The sequence below is a fragment of the Frankia canadensis genome, assembly GCF_900197875.1.
Classification (GTDB): Bacteria; Actinomycetota; Actinomycetes; order Frankiales; family Frankiaceae; genus Frankia; species Frankia canadensis.
The window spans coordinates 1-19,962 of record NZ_FZMO01000030.1 but is presented as its reverse complement, the minus strand read 5'-3'; the positions used below and the strand labels follow the sequence as shown (position 1 = coordinate 19,962).

General features: G+C 73.0%; 20 protein-coding genes. 12 read left to right on the top strand and 8 right to left on the bottom strand.

Annotated features, from left to right (window positions below; all coding sequences use genetic code 11):
* The coding region (locus C1A33_RS04100; RefSeq protein ID WP_133150558.1) for an acyl carrier protein at positions 1–458 on the bottom strand (458 nt) is incomplete at its 3' end.
* 784 nt (positions 459–1,242) lie between these two features.
* Between C1A33_RS04100 and C1A33_RS04095 the strand changes: the two genes are divergently transcribed.
* Entirely contained in the window at positions 1,243–3,345 is a 2,103-nt protein-coding gene (locus C1A33_RS04095; protein WP_101830188.1) for an anthranilate synthase family protein, read from the top strand.
* Between the two features lie 32 nt (positions 3,346–3,377).
* Positions 3,378–3,956 (top strand): GNAT family N-acetyltransferase, encoded by a 579-nt coding sequence (locus C1A33_RS04090; protein WP_101830187.1) that lies wholly within the window; start codon positions 3,378–3,380, stop codon positions 3,954–3,956.
* Positions 3,957–4,016: 60 nt separating this feature from the next.
* Here C1A33_RS04090 and C1A33_RS04085 read toward each other — a convergent pair whose 3' ends face one another.
* Together C1A33_RS04085 and C1A33_RS04080 are read right to left on the bottom strand one after the other, a co-directional pair.
* Positions 4,017–4,280, bottom strand: coding sequence for a hypothetical protein (locus C1A33_RS04085; protein ID WP_243407161.1), 264 nt, complete (start codon positions 4,278–4,280; stop codon positions 4,017–4,019).
* A 56-nt stretch (positions 4,281–4,336) separates the two neighbouring features.
* Positions 4,337–5,209 (bottom strand): LLM class F420-dependent oxidoreductase, encoded by an 873-nt coding sequence (locus tag C1A33_RS04080; protein ID WP_101830185.1) that lies wholly within the window; start codon positions 5,207–5,209, stop codon positions 4,337–4,339.
* A 292-nt stretch (positions 5,210–5,501) separates the two neighbouring features.
* On the opposite strand from C1A33_RS04080, the gene C1A33_RS04075 reads away from it, so the two are divergent.
* Positions 5,502–6,431, top strand: a complete 930-nt coding sequence (locus C1A33_RS04075) for a PaaI family thioesterase (protein WP_101830194.1) — start codon at positions 5,502–5,504, stop codon at positions 6,429–6,431.
* Between the two features lie 70 nt (positions 6,432–6,501).
* Here the strand turns inward: C1A33_RS04075 and hpnH are convergent, their stop codons facing one another.
* Positions 6,502–7,503 (bottom strand): adenosyl-hopene transferase HpnH, encoded by a 1,002-nt coding sequence (hpnH, locus tag C1A33_RS04070; protein ID WP_101830184.1) that lies wholly within the window; start codon positions 7,501–7,503, stop codon positions 6,502–6,504.
* 341 nt (positions 7,504–7,844) lie between these two features.
* Between hpnH and C1A33_RS04065 the strand changes: the two genes are divergently transcribed.
* The gene (locus tag C1A33_RS04065) at positions 7,845–8,423 is read left to right on the top strand and encodes a Maf family protein (protein WP_243407160.1); all 579 of its coding nucleotides are present in this window, start codon (positions 7,845–7,847) and stop codon (positions 8,421–8,423) included.
* A 138-nt stretch (positions 8,424–8,561) separates the two neighbouring features.
* Here C1A33_RS04065 and cysE read toward each other — a convergent pair whose 3' ends face one another.
* Together cysE and cysK are read right to left on the bottom strand one after the other, a co-directional pair.
* Complete coding sequence (gene cysE / locus C1A33_RS04060) at positions 8,562–9,284, bottom strand: serine O-acetyltransferase (protein ID WP_101830183.1); 723 nt, start codon at positions 9,282–9,284, stop codon at positions 8,562–8,564.
* A 16-nt stretch (positions 9,285–9,300) separates the two neighbouring features.
* A complete protein-coding gene (gene cysK / locus C1A33_RS04055; protein WP_101830182.1) occupies positions 9,301–10,233 on the bottom strand; it encodes a cysteine synthase A in 933 nt (310 codons plus the stop codon).
* Positions 10,234–10,469: 236 nt separating this feature from the next.
* On the opposite strand from cysK, the gene C1A33_RS04050 reads away from it, so the two are divergent.
* From C1A33_RS04050 to C1A33_RS04040, 3 genes are all read left to right on the top strand, one after another.
* Positions 10,470–11,210 carry a (Fe-S)-binding protein gene (locus tag C1A33_RS04050; RefSeq protein ID WP_101830181.1) on the top strand — a complete coding sequence of 247 codons (741 nt, stop codon included), beginning with the start codon at positions 10,470–10,472 and terminating at the stop codon, positions 11,208–11,210.
* Positions 11,211–11,281: 71 nt separating this feature from the next.
* The gene (locus C1A33_RS04045) at positions 11,282–12,787 is read left to right on the top strand and encodes a lactate utilization protein B (protein ID WP_101830192.1); all 1,506 of its coding nucleotides are present in this window, start codon (positions 11,282–11,284) and stop codon (positions 12,785–12,787) included.
* On the top strand, positions 12,784–13,782 hold the full coding sequence (locus C1A33_RS04040) for a LutC/YkgG family protein (protein WP_243407159.1): 999 nt from the start codon (positions 12,784–12,786) through the stop codon (positions 13,780–13,782). The genes C1A33_RS04045 and C1A33_RS04040 overlap by 4 nt, the downstream gene beginning before the upstream one ends.
* 700 nt (positions 13,783–14,482) lie before the next feature.
* Here C1A33_RS04040 and C1A33_RS04035 read toward each other — a convergent pair.
* Positions 14,483–15,232 carry a class I SAM-dependent methyltransferase gene (locus C1A33_RS04035; protein WP_101830190.1) on the bottom strand — a complete coding sequence of 250 codons (750 nt, stop codon included), beginning with the start codon at positions 15,230–15,232 and terminating at the stop codon, positions 14,483–14,485.
* 185 nt (positions 15,233–15,417) lie between these two features.
* Between C1A33_RS04035 and C1A33_RS04030 the strand changes: the two genes are divergently transcribed.
* Both C1A33_RS04030 and C1A33_RS04025 read left to right on the top strand, forming a co-directional pair.
* Positions 15,418–15,975: an Lsr2 family protein gene (locus C1A33_RS04030; protein ID WP_101830180.1), complete on the top strand. Its 558-nt coding sequence runs from the start codon at positions 15,418–15,420 to the stop codon at positions 15,973–15,975.
* 53 nt (positions 15,976–16,028) lie between these two features.
* On the top strand, positions 16,029–16,556 hold the full coding sequence (locus C1A33_RS04025; protein ID WP_101830189.1) for a GNAT family N-acetyltransferase: 528 nt from the start codon (positions 16,029–16,031) through the stop codon (positions 16,554–16,556).
* A gap of 44 nt (positions 16,557–16,600) precedes the next feature.
* On the opposite strand, the gene C1A33_RS04020 is transcribed toward C1A33_RS04025, so the two are convergent.
* Entirely contained in the window at positions 16,601–17,311 is a 711-nt protein-coding gene (locus tag C1A33_RS04020; RefSeq protein ID WP_243407158.1) for an HAD family hydrolase, read from the bottom strand.
* 257 nt (positions 17,312–17,568) lie between these two features.
* Here C1A33_RS04020 and C1A33_RS04015 point away from each other — a divergent pair, with 257 nt between their 5' ends.
* The 3 genes from C1A33_RS04015 to C1A33_RS04005 all read left to right on the top strand — a co-directional run.
* Positions 17,569–18,255, top strand: a complete 687-nt coding sequence (locus tag C1A33_RS04015; RefSeq protein WP_101830178.1) for a GntR family transcriptional regulator — start codon at positions 17,569–17,571, stop codon at positions 18,253–18,255.
* 135 nt (positions 18,256–18,390) lie between these two features.
* Positions 18,391–18,843, top strand: coding sequence for a RidA family protein (locus tag C1A33_RS04010; RefSeq protein ID WP_101830177.1), 453 nt, complete (start codon positions 18,391–18,393; stop codon positions 18,841–18,843).
* Between the two features lie 143 nt (positions 18,844–18,986).
* On the top strand, positions 18,987–19,962 hold a 976-nt coding region (locus tag C1A33_RS04005), incomplete at its 3' end, for an ABC transporter substrate-binding protein (RefSeq protein ID WP_101830176.1).

The following is a 19,962-nucleotide window of genomic DNA, read 5'->3' as shown; positions in this document are numbered from 1 at the left end:
GCCAACCGACACCCCATCCCCACCACCACCACCGGATCATCGACACCACCAGGCTCCAGCCGACCGGCGTGGCGCGCGGCGTCCCGCGCACTGGCGCCACCGGGCTCCCCGGCGCCGAGCAGGGCGTGGCGCAGGTATTCGGCGAGGGCGTCGGGACTGGGCTCGTCGAACAGGAGCGTCGCGGGCAGCCGTATCCCGATCCGCTCCCCGAGGTCGCCCCGCAGCCGCTCGGCGCGGTCGCGGTAGATGCCCCACGACCGCCACGGCGCCCGCCGGTCGAGGCCGGCGCGCCCACCGGCCGGCTGACCCGTGACAGCGGCGATCTCCGCGACGATGGCGTCGACCAGCAGGTCATGCTGGTCGCGCGCCGATCGGCCGGTCAGCCGGGCTCGCCATGCCGCGCGCGGCGTGCTGGCCGCGTGGGCGGAGCGACCCGGCGAGTGGCGCGTCTGGCGCATGCGAACTCCCAGGTTGCTCGGGACACCCATGGCCATCGAGCGGTCGGATGGCCTGGTGGGATGGGGGCGAGCACAGCGCCGGCGACGACTGCCCACGTCCGCGCACGGTCGAGGGGGCGACCGGCGGGCGGACGCGGCGGCCCTGGAACGCGTCCGGGGCCGTACCAGGGTGACGCGCCAGCCGCCGGCGTCGTACGGACCTGCGCTGCGCGACGGAACAACGGAGGGAACGATCAGCCGGGACACTCCCCGGTGATCATCAGTGGAGCCTGGGGGAATCCTGCCCGACGGCACCGGGGAGCGCCAAACGGTCGTGGCGCGTTCGAGCCACCACGCTCGTCGGACGACGCCCGGCCGCCTCCCGTCGCCGCAGGTCCGACGCCGGGGCCCCGACCGCCCTGTCAGGATGCTCACGCCCAGCAGCAGGGCCCACCATGCCCAGGCGAGCCCACCCGTCCGCGTGTGGATGACCATGAAACGACAGTAGGCCGGCGACACCGGATTGTCGAACATGCGTTCGCATCCTGTGGACAGCGGGGTGGGCATCCCCGGGCATCCGCGGACCGGGGCGCGCACGGGGCTCCGGCCGATCGCGTAGAGTGCCGCCATGCTCATGCGCAGGAGCCAGTGGTGGCCCGCCGTCCCGGCGGTCCCCGACATGCGCGCGTAGTTCCCGACGACGCACGCGGCCGCCCCGAAGCGGCCGCCGTCGTCCCCCTCGGCACGGGAAGCAGCGGCCGCCGGTCACCGGCCGTCGCGTCCCCACCTCACCGAGGACACGATCATGGATCTTCTTCGTTCCCTGCTCGCCACCGTCGTGGCCGGCGGCGATCCCGGACCGTTCGCGCTGTTGCGCCGCGAGGGCGCCGACCACGTCGACGTACTGCGCGGCGAGCTCGCGGTCGTCGCGACCATCGCCGAGATCCCCCTGCCCGCCGGACCCGCCGGGCCGCACACCCTGGCGTTGGTGCCCTACCGCCAGCTGGCCGAACACGGACTGCCGTGCGTCGACGACGGAACCCCGCTGGAGTGCCTGCGCCTGACCGGGCACCACCGGGTGCCGCTCGCCGACCTCGTCGCACGGCTGGCCAGCACCACCCTGCCCACCAGTACCACGCCGCTGGCCGGTGCCGGGCGGTTCGACCTCGACGACGAGCAGTACGCCGAGCTCGTGCGCACGGTCCTGCGCGACGAGATCGGCCGCGGCGAAGGCGCGAACTTCGTCCTGCACCGCACCTACCTGGCGACCGTGCAGGGCCCGCCCCTGGCCGCGGGTCTCGCGGCGCTGGGCCGGCTGCTCGTCGACGAGCCCGGCGCCTACTGGGCGTTCCTCGTCCACACCGGCACCCGAACCCTCGTCGGCGCGACGCCGGAACGACACGTCAGCGTCGCGTCCGGGCAGGTGACGATGAACCCGATCAGCGGCACCCACCGGCTCTCCGCGCCGCGCGCGGCGGACCCGGCCGACCTGCTGCGCTTCCTCGCCGACCCGAAGGAGACCGACGAGCTGTACATGGTCCTCGACGAGGAGCTGAAGATGATGGCCCGCCTCGCCGCGGACGGCGGCGGCGTCCACGGCCCGCGCCTGAAGCGGATGGCCCATCTCGTGCACACCGAGTACCTGCTCACCGGCCGCGGCGACGTCGACGTGCGGGACGCGCTGCGGGAGACGATGTTCGCGCCCACCGTCACCGGCAGTCCGCTGCGCAACGCCCTGCGGGTGATCGCCCGTCACGAGGGCAGGGGACGGCGCTACTACAGCGGCGTCGCCGCCCTGCTCGGACGCGACGCCGCCGGTCGCCAGACCCTCGACGCGCCCATCCTGATCCGCACGGCCGAGCTCACCGCGGACGGTGTCCTGCGCGTCCCGGTCGGCGCCACCCTCGTGCGCCACTCCACCCCGCGCGGCGAGGTCGCCGAGACCCATACGAAGGCGACCGGCATCCTCGCCGCCTTCGGCCTGCGCACGGGCCCGACCCCCGACACCCCACCGGCACCGCGGACGCCCAGGAGCGGGGTGGTCGAACGCGCCGCGCCGGACGATGGCATCGGTTGCGACGTCGAGCCCGGCGTCGCCGCGGCGCTCGCGGCCCGCAACACGCACCTCGCCCGGTTCTGGCTCGACCGCCCGGCCCTGCGCGACACCGCCGTACCGGCGCTGCGCGGCCGCACGGCTCTCGTCGTCGACGCCGAGGACGCGTTCGCCGTCATGCTGGCCCACCTGCTGCGCGCCCTCGGCCTGCGGGTCACCGTACGGCCGTGGCAGGACCTCGCCCCGGTGCCCGACAGCGTGGACCTGCTCGTCATCGGCCCCGGCCCCGGCGACCCGCGGGCGACCCGGGACACGCGCCGCGCCGGGCGGACGGCGACCGCCCCGGGCGCGGGGAACAGCACCGCCACCGGGGCGGGCCTACCGACGTGGATCGACGCGGACGTGCCGGTGGACGCGGCGGCGAAGATGGACGCGCTGCGCGGGCTGCTCACCGAGCGGCTCGAGAGCGGGCTGCCGTTGCTCGCGGTGTGCCTCGGCCAGCAGCTGCTCGCCGGGCTGCTCGGGCTTCGCCTGCACCGCCGGGAACGTCCTCATCAGGGCCTCGCCCGCACTGTCGACCTGTTCGGCCGGCCGCGCCGTGTCGGCTTCTACTCGACGTTCACGGCCCTCGCGGACGCCGACGACCTCACGACGGCGCACGGCCGGGTCCGGATCGCCCGCGACCCGGCCGACGGCACGGTGCACGCGCTGCGCGGCGCCACGTTCAGCGGGCTGCAGTTCCACCCCGAGTCGGTGCTCAGCCAGGACGGCCTGGCCATCCTGCGCGACGACCTGACCGATCTGCTGGCACCGTGCGCGCCGGTCCAGACCGGCACCGCAGGCGACCGCCCCTGAGACGGGAAGGTGGGATGGGAGGATTGTCGGTCATGGTCACGATCAGGTCGGCGGTACCGGCGGACGCCGCCGGCGTCCAGGCCGTCTACGCACCGTTCGTCGCCGCGTCGGCGGCCACATTCGACGAGGAGCTGCCGTCGATCGAGGCACTGCGGGCCCAGATGACGGCCGCTCCTCGCAGGCCGTGGCTGGTCGCCGAGGCCGGGGACGGGATGGTGGTCGGCTACGCGTATGCGAGCGCGCACGGCACCCGGTCGTCCTACCGCTGGTCGGCGAACACCTCGATCTACCTCACCAGCGGCCAGCACCGGCGCGGCCTGGGCCGGCGGCTGTACGGCGTGCTGATCGCCGAGATGCGCCGACTCGGATACCTCAACCTGTACGCGGGCATCACGCTGCCCAACGACGCGAGCGTCGGGCTGCACACCTCGATCGGCTTCGCCCCGGTCGGGGTCTACCCGGCGGTGGGATACCGGCTCGGGGCGTGGCGGGACGTCGGATGGTTCGGGCTGGCCCTGACCGGCCCGCCGCCGGACCCACCGGCCGAGCCCCTCGCCTGGCACCCCGAGGACCTGCTCGCCCCCCGTCCGACGGGGGCCGGGCCGAGCTGACCGCGCCGCCAGCCTGACCGACGGCGGACGGGGACGGCCACCGCCCGGATCGAGGCCGTCTCAGCGTTCCCCGGCCCAGCGGCGGTCGTCCTCGTCCCACTGCTCGTTGCGGTCGTCGAGCCGGGACCGCCAGTTCGCCGCCTGCTCGGCGCTCTCGTAGGGACCGAGCCGGCGGTGCCCGGGCGCGTCCGGCGGGTTCTCCACCCGCTCATGGTCCAGGCACCACCACCAGCCGGTCGGGTTCCACGCCGTGCTGTCCACGGGGCCGCCGTCTCCCCGGCGGCCCCGCCCGCCGCGCAACGCCTGCCGCACCCTCGTCCACATATCGGATCACTACCCGGATTCGGCCGCCGCGCACCCTGCCCCGCGGCCGCAACCGCCTACAGCGCAGCGGCCGCCGGGATCAGCCGTTCACCGAGCAGCTCCAGCGGGCGCAGCGTCTCCACACCCGGCACGGAGCCGTGGTAGTGGGTGATACCCAGAGTGGCGAGATGGCGCATGTCGGCGAGCAGCTCGTCGACCTTCTCCCCACCGGGACCCGGGTCGAGCGGACCGATCACGGTCTTCTCGATCTCGTCGTAGTCGCGCCCGACGTCGGCGCAGTGCCGGCGCAGCACGTCGAGCTTGTGCTCGACCTCGGGGCCGTTGAAGAGGTTGCAGGCCTGGGCGTACTGGGCGACGAGCCGCAGCGTCTTCTTCTCGCCGCTGCCGCCGATGAGGATCGGCGGATGCGGGCGGCGCAGCGGCCGCGGCACGCCCAGCGTGCGCTCCAGCTGGTAGTGACGGCCCTGGTAGGGGGCGTCACTGTCGCTCCACATCTGCAGGCAGATCTGCAGCGCCTCCTCGAGCCGCTCGAAGCGCTCGGCCGTGGGCGGGAAGTTCAGGCCCAGGCCGCGGGCCTCGTCCTCGAACCAGGCGGCGCCGATCCCGAGCGCCGCGCGCCCCTCGGAGAGCACGTCCAGGGTGGCGACGAGCTTGGCGAGCAGGCCGGGCTCGCGGTACACGACCGCCGAGACCCAGGCCAGCAGCTCGATCCGGCTGGTGCGCGCGGCCAGGTAGCCGAGCGTCGTGTAGGCCTCGAGCATGTCGTGCTCGGGCGGGCCGACCATGGCGATCTGCCAGAGGTGGTCCATCACGGAGAGCTTGGCGAACCCGGCGTCCTCGGCCGCGGCGGCCACCCGGGTGAGGTCCCGCGCGAGGGTGTCCGGTCCGCCGGACCAGGTGAAGTCGGAGATGTGCAGCCCGATGTGCATGGGCGTCCTTCCCGTCGGGCGAGGGCAGGCCGCGTCGCGCGCCTGCGCCGGGTCGGGTGGGGCGTGAGTGGAGCGTTCTCCACTTGGGACCCTACCGTCCGTCCGGCGCGCGCCGACGAGGGTGACGCTCCCTGTCCCGGCACCGCCGTTCGGGTACCGCCACGCGCCGGTCCCCCGAGGCACACCGGCGGCGGCGGACGTACAGATCGGGTATGACGGAAAGGAGGCGCGGCGTGGCGCCACCGGTAGGGACGACCCGGTCAGACAGGACGGCGATGACGCGAGCGGCACGATGAGCGGCACCTCCACGGCCCAGCCCCCGACCGTCCCGGCCCCGGCCGACCATCCGCGGGGCCGGCCGAGCTCGGCGGCGGGAGGCGCGGCGCGGATCGCGACCGACCAGAACGACCCGTCGGCCCGGGAGTACCCCGAGAGCCGGTTCCGGCTGGACGCCTACACGCAGGGCGCCCGGGGGGTGCGGGTCACGGCCAGGCTCGGCCCGTGGTTGTGGGGGCCGCACGGCGAACCGTCGGCGGGGGCGCTCGGCGTGCTCGTGGACAATGCCGTCGGCGCCGAGATCTTCCGGGAGCATCCGCGCGAAGTGTTCGCGGTCACCTCGGAGCTGTCCTACGACCTCGTCGCGCCGCCGCCCTGGTCAGGCCCGGAGCTACAGGCCGAGGCGACGCTGTTCGGCCGTGACGGAGCCGGCGGGACGGCCGGCTGCGAGGTGCGCGACGGGTCGGGCCGGCTCGTCGCGGTCGCGACCGGCCGCTGCCGCTGGATTCCGCTGCCGCCGGTGCTGCGCCGGCACGGCGGCGCTCCGGTGCCGCCGGTGCGGCTGCCCGCGGCGCACGGCAGCCTGCTGGCGACACTCGGGATCCCCGCCGGGCCGACGCGGCACGGTGAGCTCGGCCGGCTCGTTCTGCCACCCTCGCCGATGTTCGGCAACAGCGGCGGCGCGGTGCACGGCGGCATCCTGTTCTGCCTGACCGACACGGTCACCGACGCCCTGGCCGAGCCGGGACAGCCGGAACGCACCACCAGCCTGCGGATGAACTACCTGCGGCCGGCGGATCTGTCCCAACCGGTCACGGCTACGGCCGAGGCCATCCACCGCGGCCGCTCGCTCGTCGTGTACCGGGTGACGACGGCCGGCCCGTCCGACCGCCCGTACACGATCGCCACCGTGACCCGGGAGCGCACCGCCGGGCAGCCGGCCTGAGTCCGGCGTCGCCGCGTCGCCCCTCGGCGGGGGGTGGCGACGCGGCGGGCGCGGCCGGCTTCCTGGCCGATCAGGGGATGGCGGCGCGGATGGTCTGGCGCAGCGAGGACAGGGTCGCGGCCAGCGCGGTCGGCTCGTGACCGCAGTGCGCCATGCAGTTGGCGCAGCGCGGGTCGCGGCCGCGGCCGTAGCGCTCCCAGTCGGTCGTCTCCACCAGGTCGCGATAGCTCTTCGCGTACCCGTCGCCCATCAGGTAACAGGGACGCTGCCACCCGTACAGCGAGTACGAGGGAATTCCCCACGCCGTACACGGAAAGTCGAGCTTTCCCTCAAGAAAGTCGAGGTAGAGCGGCGAGTGGTTGAGTCGCCACCGCTTTCGCCGGCCATCCGCGAAGGCCTTCCGGAACAGCTCACGGGTTTCCTCGACGCCGAGGAAGTTCTCCTGGTCCGGAGCCTTCTCGTAGGCGTAGGCGGGCGAGATCATCATGCCGTCGACGTTGAGCTCGTTGTTCAGGTAGTCGAGCACCTCGATGACGGTCTGCGGGGTGTCGGTGTTGAAGAACGTGGAGTTCGTGGTGACCCGGAAGCCGCGGCGCTGGGCCTCCTTGATGGCGTCCACGGCCTGGGTGAACACGCCCTTGCGGGCCACGATCTCGTCGTGACGCTCCTCGAGGCCGTCGATGTGCACCGCGAGCGACAGGTACGGCGACGGCGTCAGCTTGTCGATCTTGCGCGGGATCAGCAGCGCGTTCGTGCACAGGTAGACGAACTTCTTCCGCTTGACCAGGCCCGCGACGATCTCCTCGACCTGCGGGTGCATGAGCGGTTCGCCGCCGGCGAGGCAGACGACCGGCGCGCCGCACTCGTCGACCGCGGCGAGCGCCTGCTCGACCGGCATGCGCTGCCTGAGGACGTCCGCCGGATGCTGGATCTTGCCGCAGCCCTCGCAGGCGAGGTTGCAGGCGAACAGCGGCTCCAGCTCCAGGGTGATGGGGAACTTCTCCCGTCGCAGGAGTTTCTGCTTGAGGAGATAGCCGCCGACCCTGATTGCCTGGCGTGGTGGAATGGCCATTTTCACCCTCCTGGAGTTGATCTCGGCTCACCGGGTGGGTGGAGTCACGCCTTACCGCTTCCAGTGTAGATGCGAAGCCCGTCCGATCCACCACCATGCGCCAGTGAGAGCTGGTCAACCAGGTGGCTCCGACGATTTCGCGTCGATCTCCGGGCGGCACCCGGACCAGGAGCTGGGACAATGCCGGGGAATGGCGGTCCGCCGCCGCGCGAGAACACGATCCCGCATCGATCCGCGGCGGGCCGGCGAGGCGGCCCCGGCCTCCGATTTCCAGCTGATCACCATGAGCGTGTCCCTGGGCGGCGGAATCATCCCGCCGTGGCGGCGGCTACGCTGGCGCGGTGGTCATCGTGCTCGCCTCCGCCTCGCCTCGACGGCGGGAGTTGCTGGCTCGGCTGGGCGTGCCGTTCGAGGTGGTCGTCAGCGGCGTCGACGAGTCCGACGCTTCGGCCACCGAGGCGGAGGCGTTGACGATCGAGCTGGCCGAGCGCAAGGCCCGCGCCGTCGCCGCGCTGCGTCCCGACCGGCTCGTTCTCGGCAGCGACACGGTCGTCGAGCTCGACGGCCGGATCCTCGGCAAACCCGCCTCCCCCGCCGAGGCGCTCGCCATGCTCCAGGACCTGCGCGGGCGCACCCACCGGGTGTCCACCGGCGTGGTCGTCCTCGACCCGGCCACCGGCACCGCACACCGCGGCGCCGCCATGACCGCGGTGACCATGCGCCACGTCCCCGACGCCGAACTCATCGCCTACGTCGCCACCGGCGAGTCGATGGACGCCGCCGGCGCCTACGCCATCCAGGGCGGCGCCGGCGCCTTCGTGACCCGCGTCGACGGCGACCTCGACACGGTCATCGGCCTGCCGACCGCCCTGGTCCGCACCCTGCTCACCGCCGCCGGCGTAGCGGTCCCCGCCGCGTAGGGCGCGGTCCGTCGCCGCCCTGACGCGGGCTCGCCGCGGACACGGTTGACGGTGTGGTGTCCCGCCGACCGTGGCGGCTCGCCGTGGTGACGAGGAAGCCCGGTCCGGCCGGACCCGGACCATGACGCGGGTCGGGCGTCAGATCGAGAAGTCCTCGCCCTGCCAGACGCCGGCCTTCGGCGGGCGGATCACGGCGGGGACGTCCTGGCCGACTTTATGACCGTCACGGTGGCCGTCGCCGCTGCCGGCGTGGGCAGCGGACTCCAGCCGGTCGACCCGGGTGAGCAGGGACTGCAGGCTCAGGCCGACGAGGTCGGGCAGCGTGTCGTCGGCAGCGGGCCTGGGTCGGCTACGGGTGATCACCTGGCCGGGCACGCCGACGACCACCGAGCCGGGCGGCACGGCCCGCACGACGACGGCGTTGGCGCCGATGCGGCTGTCCGCCCCGACGGTGAACGGGCCGAGCACCTTCGCGCCGGCACCGATCACGACCCGGTCGCCGATCGTCGGGTGCCGCTTGGTGGGCTCCAGGCTCGTCCCACCGAGGGTGACGCCGTGGTAGATGGTGACGTCATCGCCGACCTCGGCGGTCTCACCGATCACCACACCGGTGGCGTGGTCGATGAACACCCCGGTCCCGATCCGCGCGGCCGGGTGGATCTCGACGCCGGTGAGGACCCGCGCGAGTTCGGCGCCGAGGCGGGCGGGCAGCCGCAGCCCGCCCGCCCACAGCCGATGAGTGACCCGGTACGCCCACAGGGCGTGCACACCGGGGTAGCAGAGCGCGACCTCCAGGGCGGAGCGGGCGGCGGGGTCGCGATCGCGGGCCGCGCGGAGGTCACGGCGCAGCTGAGCGAGCATGGCGGTCAGTCTCCTGTCAGTCGGCCAGACCGGCGAACAACGGCGTGGACAGGTAGCGCTCGCCGAAGTCGGGCAGCACCACGACGATCAGCTTGCCCGCGTTCTCCGGCCGGGCGGCGAGCCGCAGCGCCGCGGCCACCGCCGCGCCGGACGAGATCCCCACGAGCAGCCCCTCCTCGCGGGCGAGGCGACGGGCGAGCTCCATCGCGTCGTCCGCGTCGACCTGCACGATCTCGTCGACGAGCGAGGTGTCGAGAACCTTGGGCACGAAGCCGGCGCCGATGCCCTGGATCGGGTGCGGCCCCTTCACCCCGCCGGACAGCACCGGCGAGGCCGCCGGCTCCACGGCGACAAAGCGGGCCGACGGCCGCCGCTCCTTGATCACCTCGGCGACACCGGTGATCGTCCCGCCGGTACCGACGCCGGCGACGAGGATGTCGATCTGCCCGTCGGTGTCGCGCCAGATCTCCTCGGCGGTGGTGGCCCGGTGGATCGCCGGGTTCGCCGGGTTCTCGAACTGCTGCGGCATCACATAGCGGGAGTCGTTCTTCACGAACTCCTCGGCCTTCGCGATCGCGCCGGCCATGCCCTCGGGGCCGGGGGTGAGCACGAGCTCGGCGCCATAGGCCCGCAGCAGCATCCGCCGCTCGACGCTCATCGTCTCCGGCATCGTCAGCACGCAGCGGTAGCCGCGGGCCGCGCACACCATCGCCAGCGCGATGCCGGTGTTCCCGCTGGTGGGCTCGACGATGATCGTGTCCGGGCCGATCGCGCCGGCCTGCTCGGCGGCGTCGATGAGCGCGAGGCCGAGCCGGTCCTTGACGCTGTGCGCGGGGTTGAACGACTCCAGCTTGGCGACGACCTGCGCCCCCACCCCGTCGGTGACCCTGCGCAGCCGCACCAGCGGCGTGCCGCCCACCAGCCGCGTGATGTCCTCGGCGATCCTCATCGACGTCCTTCTCCTCGTGCCGGCGCCCGTGCGTGTGGCGGGCCGTTCTCGTCCCGGGCCAGGGTATGCCGCGACCACCAGCTGGAACGTTCCGCGAGTAATCAGGCACCTCCGGGCACGGCGGCGGCTTCGCCGGAGTGGCGGACGGCAGCTCCTCGACGGGTTAGGTTCGGGCCTGTGGCGCTGCGTCGAGTCCCGTTGGCCCGAGGTCGTGAGGTGGGAGGCGTCCGGACGCGGTGAGAATCGCGTTGTTCGTCACGTGCCTCGTGGACGCCCTGTACCCGCGGGTGGGGCAGGCCACGGTGACGCTGCTGGAACGTCTGGGCCATGAGGTGGTCTTTCCCGCCGGCCAGACCTGCTGCGGCCAGATGCACGTCAACTCCGGCTATCCCCGCGAGGCGCTCACGCTGGTCCGCCACCATGTCGACGTCTTCGAGGACGCGGAGGTGATCGTCGCACCGTCCGGTTCGTGCGCGGGGTCGGTACGCCACCAGCATGCGGCGCTTGCCCGCGACGCCGGCGACGACGCGCTCGCCGTCCGCGCGGACGCGGTCGCGGCGCGCACGGTCGAGCTGTCCGAGCTGCTCGTCGACGTCCTCGGCGTCGAGGATGTGGGCGCCTACTATCCGCACCGGGTGACCTACCACCCGACCTGCCACAGCCTGCGGGTGCTACGGGTCGGCGACCGGCCGCTACGGCTGCTGCGCCGGGTGGCGGGGATGACGCTGCTGGAACTACCCGAGGCGGCGACGTGCTGCGGCTTCGGCGGCACCTTCGCGGTGAAGAACGCGGCGACGTCGACGGCGATGCTCGCCGACAAGATGCGTCACATCGTCGGCACCGGCGCGGAGGTGGCGACGGCGGGCGACGCCTCCTGCCTGATGCACATCGGCGGCGGTCTGTCCCGGCTGGGCGCGCCGACCCGCACCGTGCATCTCGCCGAGATCCTCGCCAGCACCGCGGCGGCCCCCTCGTGAGCCGCGCCTTCCTGGGGATTCCGGCCATCGGTGTGCCCGCTGCCGGGCCTGCGGCCCTCGGAGCTCCCACGGTGGGCGTTCCCACGGTCGGGGCGGCGGCGCCGCCCGGCGTCGGGCACCTGCACGCGTCGCGGCCGTTTCCCGCCGCTGCCCGCGACGCGCTCGCCGACCCGCAGCTGCGGCGCAACCTCGGCCACGCCACCGGGGTCATCCGCGCGAAGCGGGCCGCGGCCGTCGCCGAGCTCGACGACTGGGAGCAGTTGCGCCTGGCCGGCGAGGCGATCAAACGCTCGACGATGGCGTCGCTCGACACCCATCTCGTCCGCCTGGAGGCCGAGGTCACCGCCCGCGGCGGGACGGTGCACTGGGCCCGCGACGCCCGCGAGGCGAACGCGATCGTCACCGGACTCGTCCGCTCGACCGGCGCCGACGAGGTCGTCAAGGTCAAGTCGATGGCCACCCAGGAGATCGGCCTCAACGAGGCGCTGGCCGCCGCCGGCATCACCGCCGTCGAGACCGACCTCGCCGAACTCATCATCCAGCTCGGCGAGGACCGGCCCAGCCACATCCTCGTTCCCGCGATCCACCGCAACCGCGGCGAGATCCGCGACCTGTTCCTGCGCACCATGCCGGACGTCGACCCGCAGCTCGCCGCCGAGCCGCGCCAGCTCGCGATGGCCGCCCGCGCGCACCTGCGCCGCACGTTCCTGCGGGCCCGGGTCGCCGTGTCCGGGGCCAACCTCGCCATCGCCGAGACGGGCACGCTCGCCGTCGTCGAGTCCGAGGGCAACGGCCGGATGTGCCTGACCCTGCCCGACACGCTCATCACGGTGATGGGCATCGAGAAGGTGCTGCCGAGCTGGTCCGACCTCGAGGTCTTCCTCCAGCTGCTGCCCCGCTCGTCGACCGGCGAACGGATGAACCCCTACACCTCGCTGTGGACGGGCGTCACCCCCGGCGACGGGCCGCGGGCGTTCCACCTGGTGCTGCTGGACAACGGCCGCACCGCCGCGCTCGCCGACCGGGTCGGCCGCGACGCGCTGCACTGCATCCGCTGCTCGGCCTGCCTGAATGTCTGCCCCGTGTACGAGCGCACCGGCGGCCATGCCTACGGCTCGATCTACCCCGGCCCCATCGGCGCCGTCCTCTCCCCCCAGCTCACCGGCCTCCACCGCGGCTCGGACGGCGGCGGCGGCGGCGCGACCTTCAACGCGTCGCTGCCGTTCGCGTCGAGTCTGTGCGGGGCCTGCTTCGACGCCTGCCCGGTACGCATCGACATCCCGTCGCTGCTCGTCCGCCTGCGCGCGGCCGCCGTCGACGCCGCCCGCGACGCCCAGCGCCTGCCGACTCCGGAGGCGTTGTCGATGGCGGCGGCGGCGCATGTGATGTCCTCCCCGGCGCGTTTCGCCGCCGCCGAGTCGGCCTCCCGCCTCGCCCGCCTGGCCGGACGGCGCACCGGTCGCCTGTCCGCCCTGCCCTGGCCGCTGTCCGCCTGGACGGCGACCCGCGACGCTCCCCGTCCACCCGCGGAGACCTTCCGCCAGTGGTGGTCGCGCACCCATCCGGACCGGCCATGAACCACAAGCCGTCAACCCCGGCCGGCGCGCGGCGCCCGCTGCCGACAGCCCGCGACGAGGTCCTCGCCCGCATCCGCGCCGCCAACGCCGCCGCCGGCACGCGCCCCGACGCTCCATCCCGGTCCGGCACCGAGCGCCCGCCCAGCAGCGAGAACCTGCCCGGCACCGAGTCCTGGCCCGGCACCGAGGACCCGCCCAGCACCCAGTCCTGGCCCGGCGCCGAGAGCCCGCACGGCATCGAGAGTCCGCACGGCATCGAGAGTCCGCACGGCATCGACGGCGCCCCGACCGCCGCCTCGGCCGGTTCCGTCTCCGACCCGATGCCGGATCGCGCGTATCGCCGCAGCGGCGGACCGCCTCCCGGTGATCCTCGACTGCTCGCCCTGCTGCGCGAGCGCCTCGTCGACTACCGCGCGACCGTCCTCGACTGCGCTGCCGGCGACGAACCAGCGACCATCCGCGCGGCTCTTGCCGCCGCCGGCGTCGTGGTCGATACCGGCGTCGCGGCGGCGAACGGCGTGACGACGGACGGCGTGACGACGGACGGCGTGACGACGGACGGCGTGACGACGGACGGCGCCGGAGCGGATGGCGCCGGCCGGGTGAGCGGACGGGTGGTGGTTCCACCCGGGCTGCCCGCCGGTTGGTGCCCGGACGGGATCATCGACCGCGGCTTCGACGCGGCGATGCTGGACGGCTTCGCCGCGGTCGTCACCGGGTGCGCCGCCGTCTGCGCGCTGACCGGGACGATCGCCCTCGACGGCTCCCCCGACCAGGGCCGGCGCGCGATCACCCTCGTCCCCGACGTGCACATCTGCGTGGTCCGAGCCGAGCAGGTCGTCCACGGCGTCCCCGAGCTGTTCGCCCGCCTGGGCCGCGCGCCGTCCCGTCCGATCACCCTGATCAGTGGCCCGTCCGCGACCAGCGACATCGAGTTCGACCGCGTCGAGGGCGTCCACGGCCCCCGCACCCTCACGGTGATCCTGGTCCGCTAGGTCGCGTGCGGAGTTGTGATCTTCGGGGCAGCCTTCGCGAGGACGCCTCCGCCCGCGTGCCGCGTCCGCCCGGGTGTTCACCGGCTTCGGCGAGGTCTGGTGTCCGGGACGGTTGGGCAGGTTTCCGGGGTGTGCGTGGGAGCGGGCTCTCCTGTGTCGTTCTACCGGGACGAACCGGACACCGAACCCGGTAGAGGGACCCAGAATCCCCCCAGCCCCGCCCACCCCGGCCAGCGATCACACTCGCCGTGACCGTTACCGGAAGCCGCCGTGACCGTTACCGGAAGCCGCCATGATCGACACCGGGGTCGGTGGTTCCCCCGTAAGCCGCATCTCGGGCGGTCTTCCCATGGGCGGGAAGGACATGCGGGGGGCGGCGGGGCCGTGTCGTTCGTTCGCGGTTCCACGTCCGATTTGCCCAACAATTCGAGACACGCACCACCGCGACGCTGCCAGAACGCGGCCACGATCGGCCGGCGGAGAGCGACGACACCGCCAGAGATCACAGCTCAAGACGCGACCTAGCGCGGTCACCACGATCGTTTTCGGGTGCCGGCGTTCATGGCCCGAATGCTGCCACGAGCCGCCACGCGACAACGGGCCGCGACGATCACACCTCGACACGTGACCAGGCCAGGCGCACGCCGCGTCACCGGACCGGACGCCGGCGGCGGCGGCGGCGGCGGGAGGTTTCCCGAGTTCAGGCGGCGTGGTCCAGCACCGCGACGTAGCTGGCGCCCTCCCACTCCACCCCGCTCAGCGACCACGGCGAATCCTCGAGGAGGCGAGCCAGCTCGTCGGGAGACAGGAACAGGTAGTCGAACCACTCCGTCGCCATCGCACCGTCCCTGACCCGCAGCGTCGCCTGGCCGGGGAGCCGACCCCGCTCGATGTTCCACGCGTGATATGCCAGATGGCCGTCGTCAGCGGTGCGATACGGGTCCATACCGCAGCCGAGGAGTCGGGCCCACGGAGCGGCGAGGGCGGCCAGGCTGGCCAGCACCTCGGGCGCCCGCTCACGACTGCCCAGCAGTCCGAGGTTGTTGCCGAGCATCATGATGGTGTCGAAGGCGCCGAGCCCAATTCCCGGCTGCGTCACCGTCGCCTGGACGACCTCGCCACCGCGTTCGCGGGCGATCGCCGCGGCGCCAGCAGAAGGCTCCAGGCCGACGGCGTCATGGCCGGCGCCGGACAGCGCGAGGAGGTGCCGTCCGGCGCCGCAGCCGACGTCAAGGACCCGTCCCACCGCCTGCGCGCAGGCCCACCGCTCGGTCGGGATCCAGCCGTCCGGACCCGCGAAGTACCTCGCCGCGTCCTCGACGTCGACGCGGCCATCGTCGCGTTCGAGCACCGCGAACACCGTCCCCGGGCGGGCGCCGGACGCCCAGCAGCGGCGGAGAACGGCACCGAATGCATCGCCCGGCACCGGTTCGCGCGGATCCGTGGTCATGCCCACACTCTGACACGAGCCGCCGGGCGACGGGCCCGAGTTCCGGCCACCACGGCCGATCATTCGGAATCCGCGTTGGGGAACAGGTGTTTGCCTTCGAGCCATCCATTCACTAGGCTTGTATTCGAAAGTCGACGAGCACCGGTCGACGAGCATCAGCCGGCCCATGCCCCAGGAGTAGAGCGATGGCACGCGAGGTTATCTCGATCGTCAATGTGTGGTGCGACAACAGCGGTCAGCACCCGCAGGACCGGGCCGTCGCCACGACGACCGCGACCCTTGCCTACGACGGCCGGCTCGTCCGACTCGATCTGTGCAATGAATGTCGGGATGAGATGTCGTCCGTCCTCGGCGAGTACGCGGACTACGGCGAGACGATCGAGCTTTCCCGCACCACGCGGGTCGACACCGCCTGGACGCCGGTGGAGAAGAACGACGCGGCCACCCCGCCGTCGGCGGTGGACCCGGAGCCCAAGCCGGCGCGGGGCGCGTCCAGTCGGGCGCGAGCGCGCCGGCCCCACCAGGCCGCCGCCAACACCGAGGTTCGTTCCTGGCTGCTGGAGCACGCCGACGAGCACGGCCTGCCGCTGCCCGATCGCAGGTCCCGGCTCTCCGACGAGCTCAAGGCCGCCTACGACCGGGCGCATGGCTGGGCCGAGGTCGACGGCACCTGGCAGCCCGCCGCCGCGACGCCCACGAGCGACGGGCCCACCGACGACGCGGCCGCCGGTTCGGCCGGCTGACGGCGCGGGGAAATCCGGTGGCCGTTCCGCCCGCCGACCGCGAGAATCCGGGCATGACGGCAGCCGACACCCCACCCGGCCTGCGCGCCCGCGTGCCGCACGAGGACGACCATTTCGCGGTGCAGCTGGTGCTGCGGGAATGGTGGGACGGGATGAACAGCCCGGATCAGGTCCGGGAACGCCAGCTGCTCCTGCCGCGGCTCTTCTTTCAGCATTTCACCCCCGGCAGCCGCGTTCTGGAAACCGTCGACGGAACGCTCGTCGCGTTCCTCGTCGGATTCCTGTCCGACACGGATCCGAACAGCGCCTACATCCACTTCGTCGGAGTGCGTCCGGACCATCGGCGCGCGGGCCTCGCGTCGTGGCTGTACGGCGCTTTCTTCGCCTACGCGCGAGAACACGACCGGCGTTGGGTCCACGCGATCACCAGCCCGGCCAACCGCCGGTCCCTCGCCTTCCACACCGACCTCGGCTTCACGATCGACCGACGCGACACCGCGGTGGACGGCGTTCCCGTCCACCCGGACTACGACGGCCCGGGGATCGCCCGGGTCACCTTCACCCGCGACCTGCTCGGCTGACCGCGCCGCGTCCTCGCCGGCCGCGGGAGAGCTGAGCGCTCCCGCTACTCGCCGGACACAGCGGTACCGAACACGGCCGCGCGCAGGGCGCCCAGATCGGTGAGATCGGCGAGGACCACGTCGGCGCGGGCGGCGGCCAGGCCGTCGGCGCTGGCCCGGCCGGTGGCGATGCCGATCGCGCGCACACCAGCGTCGAGGGCGCCCTTCACGTCGTGCACGGTGTCGCCGATCACGACGGTCCGCGCCGGCGGGAAGGTCCGGTCATATGCCGCCTCGGCGCGTTTGACCGCGAGACGGACCAGCACAGCGCGGTCGCTGGCGTCGTCGCCAAAGCCGCCGACCTCGAGGTCGAGGTGGGCGGTGAGGTCGAAGGCGGCGAGCTTGGTCTCGGCGAGCGGCCGCAGGTTCCCCGTGACCACCGTCTGGACGACGCCGCCCGCCACCAGCCCGCGAACGGCGTCGCGGGCGCCGGGCAGCGCCCGGCCGCGCACCCGCATCTCCCCCTGCAGCCGGCGCGCCGCGTCACCGAGCGCCGCGAAGAAGCGCGGCAACAGCGGCTCCGGATCAGCGACGCCACCGATCCGCAGCGTCTCGAGCGCGATCGCCCGCTCGGTGCGCCCGGCCATGTCCGCCAGCCGCTCCATCGGCCGGCCGGTCACCACCTCGAAGGCGTGGCCGTAGATCTGCCGGCTGACCCCGCCGCTGTCCAGCAGCGTGTGATCGACGTCCCAGAGGATGAGGATCGGCGCGTTCACCCGATCACGATCCCACATCCAGCCGGCGGACGGACCAGCCGGCGCGTGCCGTCATGGACCGCGACGAGCCGTCATGGACCGCGACGAGGCGGTGACGGGAAACCGACGCGTTACGGCCGGACCAGCACTGTTTACTCCGCCGTATCGGCGGCGGGAACCCGCGTCCGTAAATTCGAATCTACCCAGGACGGCCGCGGGCACAGTACGGATGGACGCCGGCGCCGCCACCTCCCGCCCCACCGAAAGGAGCAGCGAAAATGATGGAGTCACCCGTGCTTCCGCCGGTGAGCGAGATGGTCGGCAGAACCGTCCACGAACGCGTCCGCGCGTCGCTGCGCCTCGCGATCGTCCGAGGACAGTTCCTCCCCGGGCAGCGGCTGCACCAGAACCAGCTCGCCGGGGCGTTGCAGGTGAGCGTCACCCCAGTGCGCGAGGCGTTGCGGGACCTGTCCGCCGACGGGCTCGTCCTGTTCGACGCCAACCGCGGGGCGACCGTCGCCAGCCTCGGTCTCGACGACTTCCTGGAAATCCGCCGACTGTTCGAAACGCTCGAACCGCTGAACGTCCGACTGGCCGCCGAGCGCGTCACCGACGGCGAGCTGGAGGCGCTCTACAAGGCTCAGGCCGAGATCGAGTCCAACCCGGACGACTATCTCGTCCTCAACCGCGGCTTCCATGACCGACTGACCGCCGCGGCCAGATCCGCGCGGCTGGCGACCCTGCTCGGATCGCTGGTCGGCACGGCCAACCTCGTCGTCAACGCCGGCGTCGACGCGATGCCCGAACGGGTCGAGCAGGGAATTCGCGAGCACCGGGCGATCCTCGACGCCCTCACCCGGCGTGACGGCGATGCCGCGTACGCGGCGGCGCTGGCGCATCTGACCCCGACCTGGGACGCCGTCGAGGCCCTCGTCCGCGCCACCCACCGATCCGCCGGGTCCTGACCGTCGACCGTCGCTCAGCCCGCACCTCACCTCCATCACCGCACCCCACCCCTTCACCGCGCCGCACCACGCCGCACCGCGCGCGGAAACTCCCCCGTGCGCCGAACCGGCGTGCCCGCCAAGCGGAGGACTGTGATGCCCGAGCCCCGTGGCTCCACCGACGACCCGCACCACGGCAGCACGCTCACGACCGCCCGCGACGGCTTCGTCCAGCCGGTCGGCGTGCGCGAGGTCGCCGCGTACACCCATGCGATCGTCCGCCCGGGCGTGCCGGTGTTCCTCACCGGCCAGGTCGCCTGGGACACCGACGGTCGCGTCGTCGGCGTCGGCGACATCGCCGCCCAGACGGCCCAGGTCTGGCGCAACATCGCCCTCGTCCTGGCCGGCATCGGCGCCGGCATGAACGACATCGTCAAGCTCACCACCTACACCACCGACGCCGCCCACCGCGACGTCATCGGCGCGGAGCGGGCCCGCCACTTCGCGCCCGGGCGGTTTCCCGCGAGCACGTTCCTGGTCGTGGCCGGTCTCGCCGATCCGGAGCTGCTGGTCGAGATCGAGGCCATCGCCGTCCTCCCCACCGCCTGAGGACGGCGCGGACGCGTCTGGCCCGTCGCGCCCACCGTCCCGTCCTCGTCGTCGCGTCACCGCCCATCCCTCCCCCCGCGGCGGTTCCTGTCCGCTGCCCTCGCTCCGTGCTCGCACTCCTCGACGTGAAGGAAACCTCAGCGATGAACTCCCAGCTGAGCCGCCGCGCTCTGCTCCGCAACACCGGACTGCTCGCCGCCGGTGGCGGCGCGGCGGCGCTGCTCGCCGCCTGCGGTGACGACTCCTCCTCCGCCTCTGCCGCGGGAGGCGGTGCCGCGACCGACACCGTCCGGCTCGCCCTCGACTGGACCCCGAACACCAACCACACCGGTTTCTACGTGGCGGACAAGCTCGGCTACCTGAGCGAAAACAAGATCAAGCTGAGCATCGTGCCGTTCTCCAACGCGCCGGCCGACTCGCTGGTCGCCGCGGGCAAGGCGGACTTCTCCATCAGTTTCCCGACGTACATGTTCGCCAACATGGCCGCGGGCCTGCCGCTGGTGTCGGTGATGTCCATCCTGCAGAAGGACCCGCTGGAAATCATGGTGAAGGCCGACTCCGACATCACCCGGCCGAAGGAGCTCGACGGGAAGAAGGCCGCGGGCACCGGCAGCCCGGCGACGTCCTGGGAGATCCGCACCGCGATCCAGAACGACGGCGGCACCGGGAAGTTCGAGGAGGTCACCCTCAACACCGACTCCTACCAGGCCGTGTACAACGGGCAGGTCGACTTCGCCGCTCAGTTCGCCACCTGGGAGGGCATCCAGGCGACGCTCGCCGGCATCAGGACGCGGGTCTTCCCGTTCCGTGACCACGGCATCCCGACGAACTACTCCGTGGTGATGGCGGCGAGCACGAACTATCTGAGCAAGAACGCCGATCTCGCCCGCCGGTTCGTCGCGGCGGTGGTCCGCGGCTACGAGTACGCGGCGAAGAACCCCGACGAGTCGGCCCAGATCCTCGCCGATGCCAATCCCGGCGCGTTCACCGACCCGCGCCTGCCGAAGCAGAGCCAGGAAATGCTCAGCAAGTCCTATCTGCTCGACGCCGCCGGCACGTTCGGCACGCAGACGATCTCCGGCTGGGGCCCGTTCGGGAAGATGCTCTTCGACGCGGGCG

Bases quoted from the DNA above. Each gene is read 5' to 3' on its own strand.
- C1A33_RS04095 (WP_101830188.1), top strand. From the start codon at position 1,243: ATGGATCTTCTTCGTTCCCTGCTCGCCACCGTCGTGGCCGGCGGCGAT.
- C1A33_RS04090 (WP_101830187.1), top strand. From the start codon at position 3,378: ATGGTCACGATCAGGTCGGCGGTACCGGCGGACGCCGCCGGCGTCCAG.
- C1A33_RS04085 (WP_243407161.1), bottom strand. From the start codon at position 4,280: ATGTGGACGAGGGTGCGGCAGGCGTTGCGCGGCGGGCGGGGCCGCCGG.
- C1A33_RS04080 (WP_101830185.1), bottom strand. From the start codon at position 5,209: ATGCACATCGGGCTGCACATCTCCGACTTCACCTGGTCCGGCGGACCG.
- C1A33_RS04075 (WP_101830194.1), top strand. From the start codon at position 5,502: ATGAGCGGCACCTCCACGGCCCAGCCCCCGACCGTCCCGGCCCCGGCC.
- hpnH (WP_101830184.1), bottom strand. From the start codon at position 7,503: ATGGCCATTCCACCACGCCAGGCAATCAGGGTCGGCGGCTATCTCCTC.
- cysE (WP_101830183.1), bottom strand. From the start codon at position 9,284: ATGCTCGCTCAGCTGCGCCGTGACCTCCGCGCGGCCCGCGATCGCGAC.
- cysK (WP_101830182.1), bottom strand. From the start codon at position 10,233: ATGAGGATCGCCGAGGACATCACGCGGCTGGTGGGCGGCACGCCGCTG.
- C1A33_RS04040 (WP_243407159.1), top strand. From the start codon at position 12,784: ATGAACCACAAGCCGTCAACCCCGGCCGGCGCGCGGCGCCCGCTGCCG.
- C1A33_RS04035 (WP_101830190.1), bottom strand. From the start codon at position 15,232: ATGACCACGGATCCGCGCGAACCGGTGCCGGGCGATGCATTCGGTGCC.
- C1A33_RS04030 (WP_101830180.1), top strand. From the start codon at position 15,418: ATGGCACGCGAGGTTATCTCGATCGTCAATGTGTGGTGCGACAACAGC.
- C1A33_RS04025 (WP_101830189.1), top strand. From the start codon at position 16,029: ATGACGGCAGCCGACACCCCACCCGGCCTGCGCGCCCGCGTGCCGCAC.
- C1A33_RS04015 (WP_101830178.1), top strand. From the start codon at position 17,569: ATGATGGAGTCACCCGTGCTTCCGCCGGTGAGCGAGATGGTCGGCAGA.
- C1A33_RS04010 (WP_101830177.1), top strand. From the start codon at position 18,391: ATGCCCGAGCCCCGTGGCTCCACCGACGACCCGCACCACGGCAGCACG.